The sequence below is a fragment of the Mesorhizobium sp. M0500 genome (assembly GCF_040321165.1).
Classification (GTDB): Bacteria; Pseudomonadota; Alphaproteobacteria; order Rhizobiales; family Rhizobiaceae; genus Mesorhizobium.
Window position 1 is genome coordinate 162,783 of the sequence record NZ_JAMYRB010000006.1, and the last position, 18,384, is coordinate 181,166.

An 18,384-nucleotide genomic window follows, 5' to 3' on the forward strand; every position below is an offset into this window, starting at 1 on the left:
TAATCCATGCTGCGCATTTGAGTCAATCGCGTTTTTGCGAACCCGGGAAATGCGGCTCGGTGGCGCAATCCTCGGGCAAGCAGGGCTTTCGGCTGCTGCGATGCAGCAATTTTCGCTGCACGAGGCAGGGGCAAAATATCTTGATTTGTTGGAACGTTCCATTTAATAGGCGTTGGTAAGGGAGAGAGCCATGGACATCACCTTGCCCGGGGAAGGCGCCGGCCGTGTCCGCTGCCGGCTTGTCGGCCAGCCGGTGCAGCCTGTGGCCGGCGCTCGCTTCTCGCGCATCGCCTACGCCGCCGCCCATGTGGTTGCCGATCCCCTCGCCATGACCGATCCGTGGTCGAGGCCCGCGGTCGACTGGGACAAGACGATGGCGTTTCGCCGTCACCTCTGGCGGCTTGGCTTCCGTGTCGCCGAAGCGATGGACACCTCTCAGCGCGGCATGGGTTTCGACTGGGCGAATGCCAAGGAATTGATCCGCCGCTCGATCGCCGAGGCGCGCAGCGTCGAAGGCGCCGATCTTGCGTCGGGCGCCGGCACCGACCATCTGGCGCCGGGGGGCGCCAGCAGGCTAGACGATGTCATCGCGGCCTATGAAGAACAGTTCGGCTTCATCGAAGGGCTTGGCGGCAAGGCGATCATGATGGCCAGCCGGGCGCTGGCGGCGGTCGCCAAAGGCCCCGACGACTATATCGGCGTCTACGACCGCATCCTGTCCCAGGCCTCCGGCAAGGTCATCCTGCACTGGCTGGGCGACATGTTCGACCCGGCGCTGAAAGGCTACTGGGGCAGCAGCGACTTCGAAACTGCGCTGGAGACGGTGGTCGCGATCATCGAACGCCATGCCGGCAAGGTCGAAGGCATAAAGATATCGCTGCTCGATGCCGGCAAGGAGATTGCGCTCAGGGATCGGCTGCCTGAGGGCGTGCTGATGTTCACCGGCGACGATTTCAATTACCCCGAGCTGATCGCCGGCGACGGCGACAGACATTCGCACGCGCTGCTCGGCATTTTCGATGCGATCGCGCCGGTCGCCAATGCAGCGCTGGCAAAGCTGGCCGACGGCGACCGCGCCGGCTATGACGCGTTGATGGCCCCGACAGTGCCGCTGTCGCGCAAAATCTTCGAGGCGCCCACCGAATATTACAAGGCCGGCATCATCTTCATGGCATGGCTGAACGGCCACCAGGAGCATTTTTCGATGATCGGCGGCATGCAATCGGCGCGCGGCATCCGTCACTATGCCGATGTCTTTCGCCTTGCCGACCAGGCAGGGTTGCTGGCCGACCCCGAGCTTGCCATTGCCAGAATGACAAGCCTCTGCGCGGTAGCGGGCGTCTGATCGCGAGCGCTACAGCGTCCGATCCAAAGGTTGCTTCGGGTGGCTTTGCGATTTGCCTTGTCTGGGCAAATCTGTATGCGGTATGCGTCCGGCAACAGAGAAGCCGATCCGGCGCTCCGCCGGCCAACTGGCATAGCTGCCGTTCTGCATTGGGGTAAGCTGATGACCTTCGACCTTCAGGGCAAGCGCGTTTTCGTGGCCGGACATCGCGGCATGGTCGGCTCGGCCATCCTGCGCCGATTGGCCGATGAGGATTGCGAGGTCCTGACCGCCTCGCGCGCCGAGCTCGATCTTCTCGACCAGGCCGGCGTGCGGCGCTGGATGGCCGACCGCAAGCCGGATGCAGTGGTAATGGCGGCGGCCAAGGTCGGCGGTATCCTGGCCAACAACAGGCTTCCCGTCGATTTCCTGCAGGACAATCTCGTCATGCAGAACAATGTCATCGATAGCGCCTTCCGCAACGAGGTGCAGAAGCTGCTGTTTCTCGGTTCATCCTGCATCTATCCCAAATTCGCGGCGCAGCCGATCTCCGAGGACGCCTTGCTGACCGGGCCGCTCGAACCCACCAACGAATGGTATGCGATCGCCAAGATCGCCGGGCTGAAACTGTGCCAGGCCTATCGGCGCCAACACGGCGTCGACTACATCTCGGCGATGCCGACCAATCTCTACGGCCCGGGCGATAATTTCGACCTCAATTCCAGCCATGTCGTGCCCGCTCTGATGCGCAAGGCGCACGAGACCAGGCGCGCCGGCCGCAAGACCCTGGAGGTGTGGGGATCGGGCACGCCGATGCGTGAGTTCCTGCATGTCGACGACGCCGCCGACGCGCTGGTCTGGCTGCTGAAGAATTATTCGGGCGACAGCCACATCAATGTCGGCTCTGGGGAAGACATCACCATTGCCGACCTTGCCCGCACCATCGTGTCGGTCGCTGGCGCCGATGCTGCGATAACGTTCGATGCGACGAAGCCGGACGGCACGCCGCGCAAGCTGATGGACGTGTCGCGTCTGTTCGCCACCGGCTGGCGCCCGCGCTACTCGCTGCGCAGCGGATTGGAACAGACCTATGCCTGGTTTCTCCAGCACGTCGAGACCGGTGATCTCCGCCTCGGCGCCGCCTGAGGCCGGTATAGGCCGGGAACGTCAGTCGACGAAAAATACCGACGGCCAATTGAGGGATTGTCTGGATGGTGGGCGTGACAGGGATTGAACCTGTGACCCCTGCAATGTCAATGCAGTGCTCTCCCGCTGAGCTACACGCCCATCCGAAGCCGCGCATACACCATTTTTGGTTCTGCACGTCAATAGCGGGAAAGGGGAAAGAATGGCTGGCTTGCGGCGTCGGTCAAGACGCGACAAAAAGCGCGTCAGGCGGCCTGCAGCATCTTTTCGACTTCGTTGACGAGGTCGCGCAGGTGGAACGGCTTCGATAGCACCTTGGCGTCTTTCGGCGCCTTGGAATCAGGGTTCAGCGCGACGGCGGCGAAGCCGGTGATGAACATCACCTTGAGGTCGGGATCGATCTCCGTGGCGCGACGGGCGAGCTCGATGCCATCCATCTCGGGCATGACGATGTCGGTCAAAAGCAGCGAAAAAGGTTCCTCGCGCAGCCGCTCATAGGCACTGGCGCCATTGTCGAAATCGCTGACCTGATAACCGGCGCGCTCCAGCGCCTTGACGAGGAACCGGCGCATGTCGTCGTCGTCTTCCGCCAGCAGAATGCGTGCCATCTTGTCCCGTCCGAATCACCCAACCGACAATGCCGTGCGGCAAGCCCGTTAACCATGCTGTATATGAGGAGGCGACGGTAAACATCAAGTGAACGTTGGGCGCACAATCCTGTTTTGGCTTGCGCTTCGGCGGCTGGACATGCGGGCGGCGAGGTGGCACTTTCCTATCATGATGCATTGGTATTCCCGGGTTCGTTCAAATTGAAAACGGCAGCCGAGGATTTTTCGGTCGTTCCTCCCTTCGAAATCCGATCGGGCGCCGAACAGCGCGTTCCCTTCCTCTTCAACTCGCCGCATAGCGGCCGCTACTATCCGGACCGGTTCATGGCTATGGCCAAGCTGGACCGCAACGCCATCCGCCGCTCAGAGGACTGCTATGTCGAGGAATTGTTCGGCGGCGCCGTCGCGCTCGGGGCGCCGATGCTGGCGGCAAACTTCCCGCGCGCCTATCTCGACGTCAACCGGGAGCCGTGGGAACTCGACCCGCGCATGTTCGCCGAACCGGTGCCGTCATTCTGCAACATCCGCTCGGCGCGGGTGGCCGGCGGGCTCGGCACCGTGCCCAAGCTGGTCGGCGAGGGGCTCGACATCTATTCCGGCCGCTTGCCGCTGGCGGAAGCCGTGGCGCGCATCGAAGCGGTCTACAAGCCCTATCACGAGACGCTGAAACGGCTTTTGACCAGAACCCATGCGCGCTTCGGCTACGCCGTGCTGATTGACTGCCACTCGATGCCGGCAAGCATAAGGGTCGGCGACAGCGGATTGCGGCCGGACTTCATCGTCGGCGACCGCTTTGGCATTTCCGCCGCGGCGGCGTTGACCGAGACGGCGATCGGCCTGCTCACCGGCATGGGCTACAGCGTCGCCCACAACAAGCCCTATGCCGGAGGCTTCATTACCGAGCACTATGGCCGCCCCGTGCGCCATCTGCATGCGCTGCAGATCGAGGTCAATCGCGGGCTCTACATGAATGAGCGGACGTTCCAGAGATCGGCTGGTTTCGACGCCCTGGCCGACGATCTGGCGCGGTTTTCGGCCGAACTGATGGCGATGCCCGATCACAATTTCATGGATCTGCCGCTGGCCGCCGAATAGCCGCGGAATCGCGGTACTCGCCGCTCATGCGGCAGCGTAAAAAAAGACCGCATCGTTTGCACGACACGGTCGAAGTCTAGGGAGGAAACGCCCAAGGAGGGCATGGACAGGAACCCCTGTCCGAGAACAAACGTATTGTGCGCTGCACAAATGTCAAGGCGCGTTCCGGCTTTTTTAATTCACTGTGAAGTGGAAATTGCATTTCCATGACGGCGGCGTTGCATTCGAGCAACAGTTGGCACCATGCGAAAGGCTCCGAACGCCTTTGTTTCGGCATAAATCCGTAGGCAAACGGGTATCTCCAAACATGCTGGAGCGGGAGAATCAGTTGGACATCAGCATCGAGTTCATGCGGCGCATTGCGCGTGCCGCCGCAGCCGAGACCTTGCCGCGCTTCCGCAACCAGGGCGCGGTCACCAACAAGGAGCGCGGCAGCTTCGACCCGGTCACCGAGGCCGACCGCGAGGCCGAGCGCGCCATCCGGGCGCTGATATCAGCGCAGTACCCCGATCACGGCATTCTCGGCGAGGAACATGGCGGCGAAAACATCTCCAGCCGGCATGTCTGGGTGATCGATCCGATCGACGGCACGCGCGCCTTCATTTCCGGCCTGCCGGTATGGGGCACGCTGGTCGGACTGACGGTCGACGGCGATGCCGTCGCCGGCATGATGTCGCAGCCCTTCACCGGAGAGCTGTTCTACGCCAATGCCTCCGGCTCGCATTATGAAGGTCCCGGTGGCCCGCGAAGACTCGCGACGCGCAAGACGACGAATCTCGCCGAGGCGACGCTGTTCACCACCACGCCGGCGCTGTTCAAGGGAGACGCGCGCCTGCGCTACGACCTGTTCGAGCAACAGGTCCAACTCGCCCGCTACGGCACCGACTGCTATGCCTTCGCCATGGTGGCGGCGGGCAGCGTCGATATCGTCGCCGATCCCGGATTGAAGCCCTACGACATCGTCGCGCTGATCCCGATCATCGAGAAGGCGGGCGGCGTCATCACCACTTTCGAAGGCGGACCGGCGGAAAAGGGCGGCGACATTCTGGCAGCGGCGACACCAGAGCTGCACGCAGCCGCGATGGCGGCGCTGCGCGGCTGAGATTGGCCATTGCTGCCCAGGCAAGATCGTTGCCATACCTCCTGACAGGCTGATGTCAGTTGGCATGCGCTATGAAACGCTGTCAGCCGGGAGGACCATAGATGTCGACGCAGCCAGCAGCCAGCCATTCTGATGCTCCGGCGGACGGGCGGAGCGATTTCGATTTCTTTTTCGGGCGCTGGACCGTCGGCCATCGAAGATTGCAGAAGCGGCTGCAGGGCGACGGCAACTGGGATGTGTTTGGCGGCACGTGCGAGGTGCGGCCGATCCTTGGCGGCCTCGGCAATGTCGACGACAATTGGATTGAATTGCCCGGCGGGCCCTATCGCGCCGCCACCTTGCGGACCTTCGACCCGGCGGCGAGGCAATGGTCGATCTGGTGGATCGACGGCCGCAATCCGTCGACCATCGATGTTCCGATGCGCGGCACTTTCGTGGCGGGCGTCGGCACGTTCCTGTGCGAAGACGTCTTCGACGGCCAGCCGATCCAGGTCCGCTTCCTGTGGTCGCGGATCACGGACGGGTCGGCGCGCTGGGAGCAGGCCTTTTCGCCGGACGGCGGCAAGGCATGGGAGACCAACTGGATCATGGATTTCGCCCGCACGAGCTGAAGCCGGACGAGGTATGTGGCTCAGACGTCACCGGTTCCGGGGATGAAGGCATCGAATGCCGCAAGCAACTGCTCGCGATAGAGGTCGGCTTCCTGCAGGATCTCATGGCGGGCGCCGTCGATCATCACTAGCGAGCCGACGCGCAGACGTCTCGCATAGGCTTCGACTGCCCTGGTCGAGACGACCTGGTCGGCGCCGGCGGCGATCATCAGCAAGGGCACCTGGATCTTGGCCATGAAATCCGGGTCGCTGACGATCAAGGATGCCTCCGTGGCCGCCTTCAGCCAGCAGATCGTCGGTCCGCCGAGCGCCAGCTGCGGATAGGTTTCGTAGATCAGCGTATTGCGCCGATAGCGTTCCGGGTCGCTGGTCAGCTTGTTTATGGCGAAGGGCACCGATTCCTTGGGCCGCGGCCCCCATGCGGCATAGAGTCGGCCAAGGCCGAGAAGGCAGAACAGCGAACAGATGCGGCGGACGGTTTTTACCGAAACCGGCAGGTCCGGCACGGTGAAGAACGGTGCGATCAGCACCATGCGGCGCACGCGGTTCGCCATCGAGGGCGCGGCGAGCAGCGCGATCACCGCGCCGGCCGAATGGGCCAGTATGTAGTAGGGTCCTCGGCAATCGGGCAGCACGATCTCCTCGAAGAACTGCTCCAGATCGCCGGTGTAGTCGAAGAAGCTCCGGACGAAGCCGCGCTGTCGGTCGCCGATCAGCCGGTCGGAAGCGCCCTGGCCGCGCCAGTCGAGGGTTGCCACGCCAAAGCCCCGGTCGGTAAGGTTGCGAATGGTCTCGAAATACTTCTCGATGCACTCGTTGCGGCCGGTCAGGACAACGACGGTGCCCTTCATCGGGCGGGCAACCGCGGCAAACAGCCCATAGCGGATCTTCTTGCCGTCGCGCGTGGTGAAGAAGCCGCCGGCCGTGTTTTCCGGCAGCGGATTGCCCGGAGTTTCGTGGAAGAGAGGGGGCTGGTGGAGAAGATCGGTCATACGGTGTTTGGTTGGTGTCGGTGCCGGCGTGGGCGCAAGTCAGGCATAAACGCCCATGCGCCAAAAGCAAAAGGAATTCGGGACGCCGGGGAGGTCGACCCAGGCAGCGAACAAGTAAGGCCGGAAGCAGCCTTGGCGTGCTTCCGGCCTCTGTCGACCGGGAGGAAGGGACGTTACACCCGGTTCGGCCTCGTCGTGTCGCCTTTTCCGGCGACCTGTTCGTGATCTCGAGAACAGTTTTAGTGCCGCCTGGCTGAACGCTCGCCGAAGCCACGGTTCATCTGCCGTTCATCGGCATCGGGACGTGGGCCGGGACCGGTTCCGTTCGGACGCGGGAAAATCTTGAAATGCCGTCGCCGGCTTCCCAAATTTGTTATGCGGTCGCCAATGTCGGGGCCGCTGGTCCATCCGGAACGCCGTCACGGGTTTCGCACCGGCCATACGCAACCTTGTTGCTCAACAGGAGAACACACCATGCGTCACGTTGATTTTTCCCCGCTCTACCGTTCGACCGTCGGTTTTGACCGGCTGTTCACCATGCTCGATTCGCTTGCGCAGCCGGAAGGCCAGACGTATCCGCCTTACAACATCGAGCGCACGGGCGAGGATGCCTATCGCATCTCGATGGCTGTGGCCGGCTTCTCGGAAGATGAGATTTCGATCGAAGCTCACCGCAATGTGCTGACCGTCAAGGGTGAGCGCAAGGAGGAAGGCAATGGCGAAGGCTCCGAACTGCTCTATCGCGGTATCGCCAGCCGAGCCTTCGAGCGCCGCTTCCAGCTTGCCGATCACGTCGAGGTTGTCGGCGCCGCGCTGAAGAACGGCCTGCTCTTCGTCGACCTCAAGCGCAACATCCCCGAAGAGCTGAAGCCGCGCAAGATCGCGATCACCTCGGCTCCGGCCAAGGCCAAGCAGATCGAGGCCAAGACTGCCGCCTAAGCCAGGCAGCTAAACTCCGGGACGCCAACTCCCCGGGAAGAAAGGGCGGTGCAGCAATGCGCCGCTCTTTTTGCTGGTGGGCAAGGCTTGCTATCCGGCGAGCAGGTAGCCGAAACGGTCGACCTCGTCGGGCGTGGTCGCGAAGCTGGTGACAAAGCGATAGAGCGCTTCGTCTTCGCCAATGTAGCTGTCGTAGCCGAGCGGCCTGTGCCAGTCGTGGAAGGCCGCCCCTGCCGCTTGCATTCTTTCGGCCTCGGCCTTTTTCATGACTGCGAAGACCTCGTTCGCCTGCGGCAGCCAGGCCAGCCGGGCCGAAGGGGAATCTTCTATCGCCGCGGCAAGCCGTGCCGCCATCGCATTGGCGTGCCGTGCTGTGTCGAGCCATAGCCCACCCCTGAAATAAGCATCGAATTGCGCGGCGATGAAGCGCGATTTCGAGAACAGCTGGGCCGCGCGCTTGCGCAAAAAGGCCAATTCCTTGGCTCGCTCGAGGTCGAACAGCACGATCGCCTCGGCGCACCAACAGCCATTCTTGGTGCCGCCAAAGGAGAGGATGTCGACACCGTGCTTCCAGGTCATTTCGGCCGGCGTCGTTTCCAGCGCGACGAGCGCATTGGCAAAGCGGGCCCCATCCATGTGCAGCGGCAATCCGTGCTGCTTTGCGATCGCCGAAATCCTGGCGATTTCGTTCAGCGTGTAGACGGTGCCGACTTCGGTCGACTGGGTGATCGAAACGGCAACCGGCCGCCCGGAATGGACGTTTTCGGGTGCGAAACGGTCCACCGCCCGTTCCAGATTGCCGGCATCGATCCTGCCGAGTGCGCCTTCGACTGTATAAAGCCGCGAACCGCCGGTGAAATATTCCGGTGCACCGCATTCGTCCTCGATGACGTGCGATTCGCGATGGCAGAAGGAAATGCCGCCTGGCTTGTTATAGGTAGTCAGCGACAGCGAATTGGCAGCGGTGCCGGTGGCGACGAAAAACACCGCGACCTCGCATTCGAAGATTTCATTGAAGCGCTGGTAAACGGCCTTGTCGAGGGCACCGTCGCCATAGGCGGTGGAGAAGCCGTCGGCATGGCCCGACAGGCCGGCAGCGATACGGGGATGGGCGCCTGCCCAATTGTCGGAAGCGAAAATCATGCGTCTGCCTATGCTGGGGAAATCGATGCGAGCTTGGCCGCTTTCGCATGCCGGCCGCAAGTGGCAGATGCCGAAAATCCGCTAAAGCCAGCGAAACGCATGAGCGTAGATGCAGCGACTGAAGGCTACGCTGACACGGCGTTCCGCGCAATTTTCTGTCGCGAAAGCCTCAAGAATTTTGTGAATCGGTCTTGTGTGCATCCAAAATTTCTGTCATAAAAATTTAGGACAGTAGTGCTGTCTTATTTTGTCGCACAAAACTGGCCGCATTGGCATATGATTGCGCCTCTGCGGCATTGCCGCGAGCGACAGCTAGACAGCCTGGCTCCGGCCTGTACGAATACCATATGCGAACGATGCGGAAAGCCGCACGGTCGGCAAGAATTTCGCAAGACGTGCCGCAAGATTGAAAGGGGAGCCACGCGCTTCCCGACGGAAACCAGCGCCCGAAGGGGACGGAACGGAGGACAGGACGATGACGGACATGACGCCATCTGCGACGAAGGCCGCGCAGACGAAAGCGGCAGTCGTCAAAAATCCGTCCCTGACCAATATTGGGCGAACCAGCACCGGCTATGCCGCGCACGGCCTCTATGATCCGCGCAACGAGCATGATGCCTGCGGCGTCGGCTTCATCGTCAACATGAAGGGCGTGAAGTCGCACCAGATCGTCGAGGACGGCCTTGCCGTGCTCGAAAACCTGACGCATCGCGGCGCCGTCGGCGCCGATCCGCTGATGGGCGATGGCGCCGGCGTGCTGGTGCAGCTGCCGGACCGCTTCTTCCGCGAGGAGATGGCCAAGCAAGGGGTCGAACTGCCGAAGCCCGGCCACTATGCCGTCGGCCACGTGTTCATGCCGCGCGACCCGGAGCTGCAGGCGCATATCGAAGGCATCATCGCCGAGGTGGCGCAACTCGAGGGCCAGCCGCTGCTCGGCTTTCGCGACGTGCCTGTCGATAATTCATCGCTGTCCAAGGCGCCCGACATCGCCGCTTCCGAGCCGGTGCACCGGCAGGTGTTCCTGGGCCGCGGCGCCGAGATCGAGAACGACGACGATTACGAGCGGCGGCTCTACATCCTGCGCAAGGTCATTTCCGGCCGTATCCACGAAGAGACCAAAGGCGTCGACAACGGCTTCTATGTCGTCTCGATGTCGTCGCGGACCATCGTCTACAAGGGCATGTTCCTGGCCTATCAGGTCGGCGCCTACTACAAGGACCTCACCGACCCGCGTTTCGAGACGGCGCTGATCCTGGTCCACCAGCGCTTCTCGACCAACACGTTCCCGTCGTGGAAGCTGGCGCATCCCTACCGCATGGTCGCCCACAATGGCGAGATCAATACGCTGCGCGGCAACGTCAACTGGATGGCGGCGCGGCAGGCCTCGGTCGATTCCGAACTGTTCGGCAACGACATCTCGAAGCTGTGGCCGATCTCCTATGAAGGGCAGTCCGACACCGCCTGCTTCGACAATGCGCTCGAATTCCTGACGCAGGGCGGCTATTCGCTCGCCCACGCCATGATGATGCTGATCCCGGAAGCCTGGGCCGGCAACAAGCTGATGGGTCAGGACCGCAAGGCCTTCTACGAGTATCACGCAGCCCTGATGGAGCCGTGGGACGGGCCAGCGGCGGTTGCCTTCACCGACGGCCGCCAGATCGGTGCCACACTCGACCGCAACGGGCTGCGGCCGGCGCGCTACATCGTCACCGATGACGACCGCGTCATCATGGCCTCGGAAGCCGGCGTGCTGCCGGTGCCGGAGGAAAGGATCGTCAAGAAGTGGCGGCTGCAGCCCGGCCGCATGCTGCTGATCGACCTGGACAAGGGCCGCATCGTTTCCGACGAGGAGATCAAGTCGGAGATCGCGACCAGGCACCCCTACAAGAGCTGGCTCGCCAACACACAGCTCATCCTCGAGGATCTGAACCCGGTCGAGCCGCGCGCCCTGCGCAGGGATGTCTCACTGCTCGACCGCCAGCAGGCGTTTGGCTACACCCAGGAGGACACCAAGCTGTTGATGTCGCCGATGGCGACCACCGGCCAGGAAGCGGTCGGCTCGATGGGTACCGACACGCCGATTTCGGCAATGTCGGACAGATCGAAGCTGCTCTACACCTATTTCAAGCAGAATTTCGCACAGGTCACCAATCCGCCGATCGACCCGATCCGCGAGGAGCTGGTGATGAGCCTGGTGTCCTTCATCGGGCCGCGGCCCAACATCTTCGATCTTGTCGGCAATTCGCGCCGCAAGCGGCTCGAAGTGCGCCAACCGATCCTGACCAATGGCGATCTGGAGAAGCTGCGCTCCGTCGGCCACACCGAAGACCGTTTCGACACCAAGACGATCGACATCACTTACGGTTCGAATGAAGGCGCGGCCGGCATGCAGGGCGCCATCGACCGGCTATGCGAGCGCGCCGAGGCGGCGGTCGCCGGCGGCTACAACATCATCATCCTGTCGGACCGTCAGCTCGGCCCGGACCGCATCGCCATTCCGGCACTGCTGGCGACTGCGGCCGTGCACCATCATTTGATCCGCAAGGGATTGCGCACGTCGGTTGGGCTCGTCGTGGAATCCGGCGAGCCGCGCGAGGTGCATCATTTCTGCTGTCTCGCCGGCTACGGCGCCGAGGCGATCAATCCCTATCTCGCTTTCGACACGCTGCTCGACATGCACAAGCGTGGCGAATTGCCGGCGGAGGTCGACGCCTACGAAGTCGTCTCCCGTTACATCAAGTCGATCGGCAAGGGCATCCTGAAGGTGATGTCCAAGATGGGCATCTCCACTTACCAGTCCTATTGCGGCGCGCAGATATTCGACGCCATCGGGCTCAAGTCGGACTTCGTGCAGAAGTACTTCACCGGCACGGCGACGCTGATCGAAGGCGTCGGGCTGGACGAGATCGCCGCCGAAACGGTCAGCCGCCACACCGACGGCTTCGGCAACGACCCGGTGCTGCGCAACAGCCTCGAGGTCGGCGGCGAATACATGTTCCGCATGCGCGGCGAGGCCCATATCTGGTCGCCCGACGCAGTGGCGACCTTGCAGCACGCCGTGCGCCAAGGCTCGTGGGAGACGTTCAAGGACTATTCCGCCCAGATCGACAGCGAGACGGCGCAGGCGCAGACCATTCGCGGCCTGTTCAAGATCAAGCTTGCGCAAGAGACCGGGCGTAAGAAGGTCAAGCTCGACGAGGTGATGCCGGCGGCCGATATCGTCAAGCGCTTCTCGACCGGGGCGATGTCCTTTGGCTCGATCTCAAGGGAAGCGCACACGACACTGGCGCGCGCCATGAACGCCATCGGCGGCAAGTCGAACACCGGCGAGGGCGGCGAAGAGGCCGACCGCTATCTGCCACTGCCGGGCGGCGGCAAGAACCCCGAACGCTCGGCAATCAAGCAGGTCGCTTCGGGACGCTTTGGCGTCACGGCCGAGTATCTGGTCAATTCCGACATGATGCAGATCAAGGTCGCGCAAGGGGCGAAGCCCGGCGAGGGCGGCCAGCTGCCGGGCCACAAGGTCGATGCGACCATAGCAAAGGTCAGGCACTCGACGCCGGGCGTCGGCCTGATCTCGCCGCCGCCGCATCACGACATCTATTCGATCGAGGATCTGGCGCAGCTCATCTACGACCTGAAGAACGTCAATCCGGCGGCCGACGTATCGGTCAAGCTGGTCTCGGAAGTCGGCGTCGGCACGGTTGCGGCCGGCGTCGCCAAGGCGCGTGCCGACCACATCACCATATCAGGCTATGACGGCGGCACCGGTGCCTCGCCGCTGACCTCGCTCAAGCATGCCGGCAGCCCGTGGGAGATGGGCCTTGCCGAGACGCACCAGACGCTGGTGCTCAACGGCCTCAGGTCGCGCGTCGCGCTGCAGGTCGATGGCGGCCTGCGCACCGGGCGTGACGTCATTATCGGCGCACTGCTCGGCGCCGACGAGTTCGGCTTTTCGACCGCGCCGTTGATCGCGGCCGGCTGCATCATGATGCGCAAGTGCCATCTCAACACCTGCCCCGTCGGCGTCGCGACACAGGACCCGGTGCTGCGCAAGCGCTTCAAGGGCACGCCCGAGCACGTCATCAACTTCTTCTTCTATGTGGCGGAAGAGGTGCGGGCGCTGCTTGCCGAGATGGGCTACACCCATCTCGACCAGATCATCGGCGACACCGACCTTCTGGAAAAGCGCGAGCTGATCCAGCACTGGAAGGCACGCGGGCTCGACTTCAGCAAGATGTTCTACAAGCCCGATGCGCCGCACGAGGCGGTGCACTGGACCGAGCGGCAGAAGCATCCGATCGACGACGTGCTCGACCGCAAGCTGATCGAACTCGCAAAGCCGGCGCTCGAAGCCAGGCAGCCGGTCAGTATCGAACTGCCGATCCGCAACGTCGACCGTTCGACCGGCGCCATGCTGTCGGGCGAGGTGGCAAAGCGCTTCAAGCACAAGGGACTGCGCGAGGACACGATCTCGGTCAAGCTCACCGGCACGGCCGGCCAGTCCTTTGGCGCCTTCCTGGCGCGCGGTGTCTCGTTCGAACTGGTGGGCGCTGCCAACGACTATGTCGGCAAGGGCCTGTCGGGTGGCCGCATTGTCATCCGCCCGCCGGAGAACACGAAAATCGTTGCTGCCGAGTCCATTATTGTCGGCAATACCGTGCTCTACGGCGCAACCGAGGGCGAGGCCTATTTCTGCGGCGTTGCCGGCGAGCGTTTTGCCGTGCGCAATTCGGGTGTCGCCGCCGTCGTTGAAGGTGTCGGCGACCATGGTTGCGAATACATGACCGGCGGTATCGTCGTCGTCATCGGCCAGACCGGCCGCAACTTCGCCGCCGGCATGTCGGGCGGCGTCGCCTATGTGCTCGACGAGGCGGGTGATTTCGCCGAACGCTGCAACATGGCGATGGTCGAGCTGGAGCCGGTTCCGGAAGAGGACGACCTGATGGAAAAGCTGCTCCACCATGGCGGCGATCTCGACCATAAGGGCCGTGTCGACGTATCCGGCGATATGACCAGCCATGACGAGGAGCGGCTCTATCAGCTGATCTCCAACCACGTCCACTACACCGGCTCGGTACGAGGTCGCGAAATCCTCGACGACTGGGCGACTTTCCGGCCGAAATTCCGGAAGATCATGCCGGTCGAATACCGCCGCGCGCTGATCGAGATGGAGCGGATGCGCATGAACGTGGCGGCGGAATAGATTTGGAAATTGCCGGGAGGCCGTGCGTCCCGGCAACCATCTTCATCAAGAATCCTGACCTCGGACTGAAGGTTGCCACAGCTGCCTTATGAGGTTAACGGGTGCGTCGCCAGGCGTGCCTTCCGGACAGTAGGGACTGGACTATGGGCAAGGTAACAGGGTTTCTCGAGATCGACCGGCAGGTGCACAAGTACCAGCCGGCTTCCGACCGCATCCGGCATTTCCGCGAGTTCACGCTGCCGATGTCGGACAAGGAGGTCGAGAAACAGGCCGCGCGGTGCATGGATTGCGGCATTCCGTATTGCCATGGACCGACCGGCTGCCCGATCCACAACCAGATCCCGGACTGGAACGACCTCGTCTACAATGGCGACTGGGAAAACGCGATCCGCAACCTGCATTCGACCAACAATTTTCCGGAATTTACCGGCCGCATCTGCCCCGCACCTTGCGAGGAAGCCTGCACGCTGAACCTCGAGGATATTCCGGTCGCCATCAAGACGATCGAGCAGGCGATTGCCGACAAAGCCTATGAAACCGGCCATATCCGGCCCTATCCGCCGGAACGGAAGACCGGCAAGCGCGTCGCGATCATCGGCTCGGGGCCGGCAGGCATGGCGGCTGCCCAGCAACTCGGCCGCGCAGGCCATGACGTTCACGTCTATGAGCGCGAGAGCCGGCCGGGCGGGCTGATGCGCTACGGCATCCCCGATTTCAAGATCGAGAAGCATTATATCGACCGGCGCATCGAGCAGATGCAGGGCGAAGGTGTCAGCTTCCATTGCGGCGTCAATGTCGGCGTCGACAAGCCGGTCGCCGAACTGCTCGCCGAATATGATGCCGTGCTCTATTGCGGCGGTTCCGAAACGCCGCGCCCGGCCAACATCCCGGGCGACGATCTCGACGGCGTGCACGACGCCATGCCCTATCTGGTGCAGCAGAACAAGCGTATCGGCGGCGAGCCGATCCAGTCGGTCGCATGGCCGTCGCGCCCGATCGTCGCCGGCGGCCAGCATGTCGTCGTCGTCGGCGGCGGCGACACTGCCTCAGACTGCGTCGGCACCGCCTTCCGCCAGGGCGCGGTGCGCGTCACCCAGCTCGACATCCGGCCGCAGCCGCCGGAAAAGGAAGACAAGCTGTCGGTCTGGCCCTACTGGGCGACCAAGATGCGCACGTCATCGTCGCAGGCCGAAGGCGCCGAGCGCGAATTCCAGGTGGCGACGCTTGAATTCATCGGCGAGGACGGCCAGCTGACCGGGGTCAAATGCTGCGAGGTCGACGAAAAGCGCAAGCCAATCGCCGGCACCGAATTCGTCATCCGCGCCGATCTCGCGTTCATCGCCATCGGCTTTGCCGGGCCAGCCGCTCGCGGGCCGGTCTCGGAACTCGACGGGCAGATGAAGATCGTCACCGACAGCCGCCGTTCGAAGAATGTCGAGGCCAATGACCGGGACTACAGGACCAGCGTCGAAAGGCTCTATGCGGCGGGCGACGTGCGGCGCGGCCAGTCGCTGGTCGTCTGGGCGATCCGCGAGGGCCGCCAGGCGGCGCGCGCCATCGACGAGGCGCTGATGGGATCGAGCGTGCTGCCGCGCTGAGCCCGTTCCGAAGAGGTTCTGTTTACTGGCGGATCGCCGTCGTCGTATCGGATGCGGCCGCCGTCGCAGGCTGTGTCTTGGGTGGCCACGAGAAATCGTCGGCACGGCCCGGTGAGGCGTCGGGCGCCTTGCCCTCGATTACCAGCCTTTCGCCCGGCAAATGCTTGTCCGCTTTTGCCGGCGGGGCGGCGCCGAGAAGTTCCGAGCCGCCGTCCAGCGCCGGATCGCTGAGCAGCATCGGCACGGTGCGATCGACAGCTATCGGTGCGGCAGCAGGTGACGGCGCCTCGACGGGAGCGCCGGCCGGGGCAGAAGCCGGGACCACGCTTCCCGGCGCGGCCAGCCCAAGGATCTTCATCAGCGGCTTTTCGGTATAGAAGGCGAGCTTGCGCTTGCCGGCCTTCGACATGTTGATGCCGTCGTCGGAGCGCAGGCGCACCGATTGGCCGTTGATGTCCGGTCCGCTGGTGATGAAGGCGCCGTTCTCGTCGACGAACCCGTCCCAGACGTCGACGAATTCGCCGCCGTGGCTTTCGGCGGACGAGCGGAAGATGTCGTTGAAGGCCAGCATGTCGGAGGTCATTTTCGAGACCCGGAAGGCCGGCATGCCAACCCACAGATACGGCACCTTGGTTGCTGCGATGGCCTTGCCGAACGCTTCGGTCCGGCGCTCGTATTCCTTGGTCCAGTTTTCGGATCGCGGCTGCTCGCGCACATCGCCGACGCGCATCTGCTGCCGGTCGTTGGATCCGAGCATGACGACGACGGCTGCCGGTTTTTCGGCGGCGATCAGCGACTTGACCTGGTCTGGCCAGTTGTAGACATCGTCACGCACGAAGCCGGACGATCCGTTGGCACGGACGACGATCCTGACGCCGGTGTTCTCGGCAAAGGCGGCGTCGAGCCCCTCAGCCAGCCCAGACGCCATGAAATCGCCGACCACCAGAACGACGCGTGCATCCGGCGCCTTCTCGGCCACCGGGGTTGTCGGCTCGGCCGGCGGCGGCCGGCGAACTGACCGGGGCTTTCTCAGCTTGGGCCTGGGCTTTGTTCTCTGGAATTCTCTCTGGAATTCGGGCGGCGGCTGCTCAAACCGCTCGCTTCTGCGCGGAAACAACAGGTCGCGCAGCGACCAGCCACGACTTTCCGGCTCCTGCGCCATGGCCGCGGTATGAAAGGCACTGGCGGAGCCGACTGCCAGAACGGCGATCGCCAGAACGAGGATCGGCACGCGACGAACGATTAACCGGATGCGCGCAGCCGAAACCAATCACCCTCTCCATCCCGCAACCGGCTCTAGTTCTGCCTGAGCCATTTGAGCACTTCCTTGCTCGGATACCCGTCCTGGGTCAAGCCAGCCTTTGCCTGGAAGGCCATGATGGCGGTTTTCGATCCGTCACCGATCTTGCCGTCGAACTTGCCGTCGTAATAGCCGTGCTCGGAAAGTCGCTTCTGAAGCTCCTGCCTTTCCTCGAAGGAGAGCTTGGTAAACGGTCGTTTCCAGTCCTGCACAAGCCCGCCATAGCCGGCAATTTCGTCGGCAAGAAGGCCCACGGCGAGCGCATATTTGTCGGCATTGTTGTAGCGCTTGATGACCGAGAAATTCTTGATCATCAGGAAAGCCGGCCCGCCGCGGCCGCCGGGCAGCTTCAACGTCGCCTTGTCCGCACCGTTCTTGAACGGCCTGCCGTTGGCACGGCTGACCCCCAACGCCTGCCATTGCGACAGCGACTTCGAGCCTCCGGGCAGCTTCTTGCCGTCCGGAAGGCTGACCTCATAACCCCAGGTCTTGCCTGCCTGCCAGCCGTTCTTCCTCAGCAAATTGGCGGCTGTCGCCAGTGCGTCGGGAATCGAATTCCAGATGTCGCGCTTGCCGTTGCCGTCCATATCGACCGCATAGGACTGGTAGCTGGTGGGGATGAACTGGGTATGGCCCATCGCGCCGGCCCATGAGCCGCTGAGATGGCTTTCGTCGATGTCGCCGGTCTGCAGGATCTTCAGCGCCGCGATCAGTTGGGTGCGGGCAAATTTCGCTCGCTTCGGGTCGGCATAACCAAGCGTCGCCAGCGAGCGCACCACATTGCGCATGATATCATCGCGCTTGAGGGTTTCGCCGTAGTTAGATTCCATAGACCAGATGGCCAGCAGGATGTAGCGGTCGACGCCGTATCTTGCCTCGATCCTGTCCAGCCAAGGCTTCCATTTCCTTGCCATCTGCTGGCCGACGGCGACCGACTGGTCATGGACGCGGTTGTCGAAATAATCCCAAGCGGGTGCGGTGAATTCGGGTTGAGTACGGGCCTTTTCCAGCACCACCGGGTCAGCATCGTTGATGCCCTTGAATGCCTGGTCGTAGACGGAGCCGGAAACGCCGCTCGCCACGGCGGTAGCACGGAAGCTGGCGACCCATTGGCGGAAGCCGGCATCGGCAAAAGCCGACCCGCTGGGCATGAGCAAGGCAAGCGAGAGGCTGGCGGCCGTCAGGACGCTGGTGAAGCGCCTTGCGGCGTTGCGAACGGACATCTTTTCCTCCTTCTTCATCTCAGGAAGACTATTCATCGCCGAACCCGGTTAGCATTTGGTTTACCATAGGTGTCGTACGGGGTGAAAAGATGCGTCA

13 protein-coding genes and 1 tRNA gene are annotated in these 18,384 nt (G+C 63.0%); 8 read left to right on the forward strand and 6 right to left on the reverse strand.

Annotated features, from left to right (window positions below; genetic code table 11):
* Positions 1-190: 190 nt before the first annotated feature.
* Both NKI70_RS14165 and fcl read left to right on the forward strand, forming a co-directional pair.
* Positions 191-1,345: a dihydrodipicolinate synthase family protein gene (locus NKI70_RS14165; protein WP_352620364.1), complete on the forward strand. Its 1,155-nt coding sequence runs from the start codon at positions 191-193 to the stop codon at positions 1,343-1,345.
* A 162-nt stretch (positions 1,346-1,507) separates the two neighbouring features.
* Complete coding sequence (gene fcl / locus NKI70_RS14170) at positions 1,508-2,470, forward strand: GDP-L-fucose synthase (RefSeq protein ID WP_352724673.1); 963 nt, start codon at positions 1,508-1,510, stop codon at positions 2,468-2,470.
* Between the two features lie 66 nt (positions 2,471-2,536).
* Here fcl and NKI70_RS14175 read toward each other — a convergent pair.
* Positions 2,537-2,611, reverse strand: a tRNA-Val gene (locus NKI70_RS14175).
* A gap of 104 nt (positions 2,612-2,715) precedes the next feature.
* Positions 2,716-3,078 (reverse strand): cell cycle two-component system response regulator CpdR, encoded by a 363-nt coding sequence (gene cpdR / locus NKI70_RS14180; RefSeq protein WP_006199474.1) that lies wholly within the window; start codon positions 3,076-3,078, stop codon positions 2,716-2,718.
* A gap of 153 nt (positions 3,079-3,231) precedes the next feature.
* Here cpdR and NKI70_RS14185 point away from each other — a divergent pair, with 153 nt between their 5' ends.
* From NKI70_RS14185 to NKI70_RS14195, 3 genes are all read left to right on the forward strand, one after another.
* Positions 3,232-4,173: an N-formylglutamate amidohydrolase gene (locus tag NKI70_RS14185; protein ID WP_352488728.1), complete on the forward strand. Its 942-nt coding sequence runs from the start codon at positions 3,232-3,234 to the stop codon at positions 4,171-4,173.
* Positions 4,174-4,501: 328 nt separating this feature from the next.
* Positions 4,502-5,275 carry a histidinol-phosphatase gene (gene hisN, locus NKI70_RS14190; RefSeq protein WP_352576136.1) on the forward strand — a complete coding sequence of 258 codons (774 nt, stop codon included), beginning with the start codon at positions 4,502-4,504 and terminating at the stop codon, positions 5,273-5,275.
* A gap of 101 nt (positions 5,276-5,376) precedes the next feature.
* On the forward strand, positions 5,377-5,886 hold the full coding sequence (locus tag NKI70_RS14195) for a DUF1579 domain-containing protein (protein ID WP_352724674.1): 510 nt from the start codon (positions 5,377-5,379) through the stop codon (positions 5,884-5,886).
* Positions 5,887-5,906: 20 nt separating this feature from the next.
* Here the strand turns inward: NKI70_RS14195 and NKI70_RS14200 are convergent, their stop codons facing one another.
* Complete coding sequence (locus NKI70_RS14200) at positions 5,907-6,878, reverse strand: alpha/beta fold hydrolase (protein ID WP_352724675.1); 972 nt, start codon at positions 6,876-6,878, stop codon at positions 5,907-5,909.
* Between the two features lie 474 nt (positions 6,879-7,352).
* On the opposite strand from NKI70_RS14200, the gene NKI70_RS14205 reads away from it, so the two are divergent.
* A complete protein-coding gene (locus tag NKI70_RS14205; RefSeq protein ID WP_023675381.1) occupies positions 7,353-7,817 on the forward strand; it encodes an Hsp20 family protein in 465 nt (154 codons plus the stop codon).
* 90 nt (positions 7,818-7,907) lie between these two features.
* Here the strand turns inward: NKI70_RS14205 and NKI70_RS14210 are convergent, their stop codons facing one another.
* Positions 7,908-8,960: a threonine aldolase family protein gene (locus NKI70_RS14210; RefSeq protein WP_352576130.1), complete on the reverse strand. Its 1,053-nt coding sequence runs from the start codon at positions 8,958-8,960 to the stop codon at positions 7,908-7,910.
* Between the two features lie 475 nt (positions 8,961-9,435).
* Here NKI70_RS14210 and gltB point away from each other — a divergent pair, with 475 nt between their 5' ends.
* A complete protein-coding gene (gene gltB, locus NKI70_RS14215; RefSeq protein WP_352568147.1) occupies positions 9,436-14,166 on the forward strand; it encodes a glutamate synthase large subunit in 4,731 nt (1,576 codons plus the stop codon).
* A 143-nt stretch (positions 14,167-14,309) separates the two neighbouring features.
* Positions 14,310-15,764 carry a glutamate synthase subunit beta gene (locus NKI70_RS14220; RefSeq protein WP_352448228.1) on the forward strand — a complete coding sequence of 485 codons (1,455 nt, stop codon included), beginning with the start codon at positions 14,310-14,312 and terminating at the stop codon, positions 15,762-15,764.
* A 22-nt stretch (positions 15,765-15,786) separates the two neighbouring features.
* Here the strand turns inward: NKI70_RS14220 and NKI70_RS14225 are convergent, their stop codons facing one another.
* Positions 15,787-17,034, reverse strand: a complete 1,248-nt coding sequence (locus NKI70_RS14225; RefSeq protein WP_352568145.1) for an SGNH/GDSL hydrolase family protein — start codon at positions 17,032-17,034, stop codon at positions 15,787-15,789.
* A 26-nt stretch (positions 17,035-17,060) separates the two neighbouring features.
* Entirely contained in the window at positions 17,061-18,287 is a 1,227-nt protein-coding gene (locus NKI70_RS14230; protein WP_352568143.1) for a lytic murein transglycosylase, read from the reverse strand.
* Positions 18,288-18,384: the final 97 nt, after the last annotated feature.

What these genes read in the sequence shown, in the direction of transcription:
- gltB (WP_352568147.1), top strand. Translation starts at nt 9,436, where the DNA reads ATGACGGACATGACGCCATCTGCGACGAAGGCCGCGCAGACGAAAGCG.
- NKI70_RS14205 (WP_023675381.1), top strand. Translation starts at nt 7,353, where the DNA reads ATGCGTCACGTTGATTTTTCCCCGCTCTACCGTTCGACCGTCGGTTTT.
- NKI70_RS14230 (WP_352568143.1), bottom strand. Translation starts at nt 18,287, where the DNA reads ATGTCCGTTCGCAACGCCGCAAGGCGCTTCACCAGCGTCCTGACGGCC.
- NKI70_RS14210 (WP_352576130.1), bottom strand. Translation starts at nt 8,960, where the DNA reads ATGATTTTCGCTTCCGACAATTGGGCAGGCGCCCATCCCCGTATCGCT.
- NKI70_RS14195 (WP_352724674.1), top strand. Translation starts at nt 5,377, where the DNA reads ATGTCGACGCAGCCAGCAGCCAGCCATTCTGATGCTCCGGCGGACGGG.
- fcl (WP_352724673.1), top strand. Translation starts at nt 1,508, where the DNA reads ATGACCTTCGACCTTCAGGGCAAGCGCGTTTTCGTGGCCGGACATCGC.
- NKI70_RS14165 (WP_352620364.1), top strand. Translation starts at nt 191, where the DNA reads ATGGACATCACCTTGCCCGGGGAAGGCGCCGGCCGTGTCCGCTGCCGG.
- NKI70_RS14200 (WP_352724675.1), bottom strand. Translation starts at nt 6,878, where the DNA reads ATGACCGATCTTCTCCACCAGCCCCCTCTCTTCCACGAAACTCCGGGC.
- NKI70_RS14220 (WP_352448228.1), top strand. Translation starts at nt 14,310, where the DNA reads ATGGGCAAGGTAACAGGGTTTCTCGAGATCGACCGGCAGGTGCACAAG.
- cpdR (WP_006199474.1), bottom strand. Translation starts at nt 3,078, where the DNA reads ATGGCACGCATTCTGCTGGCGGAAGACGACGACGACATGCGCCGGTTC.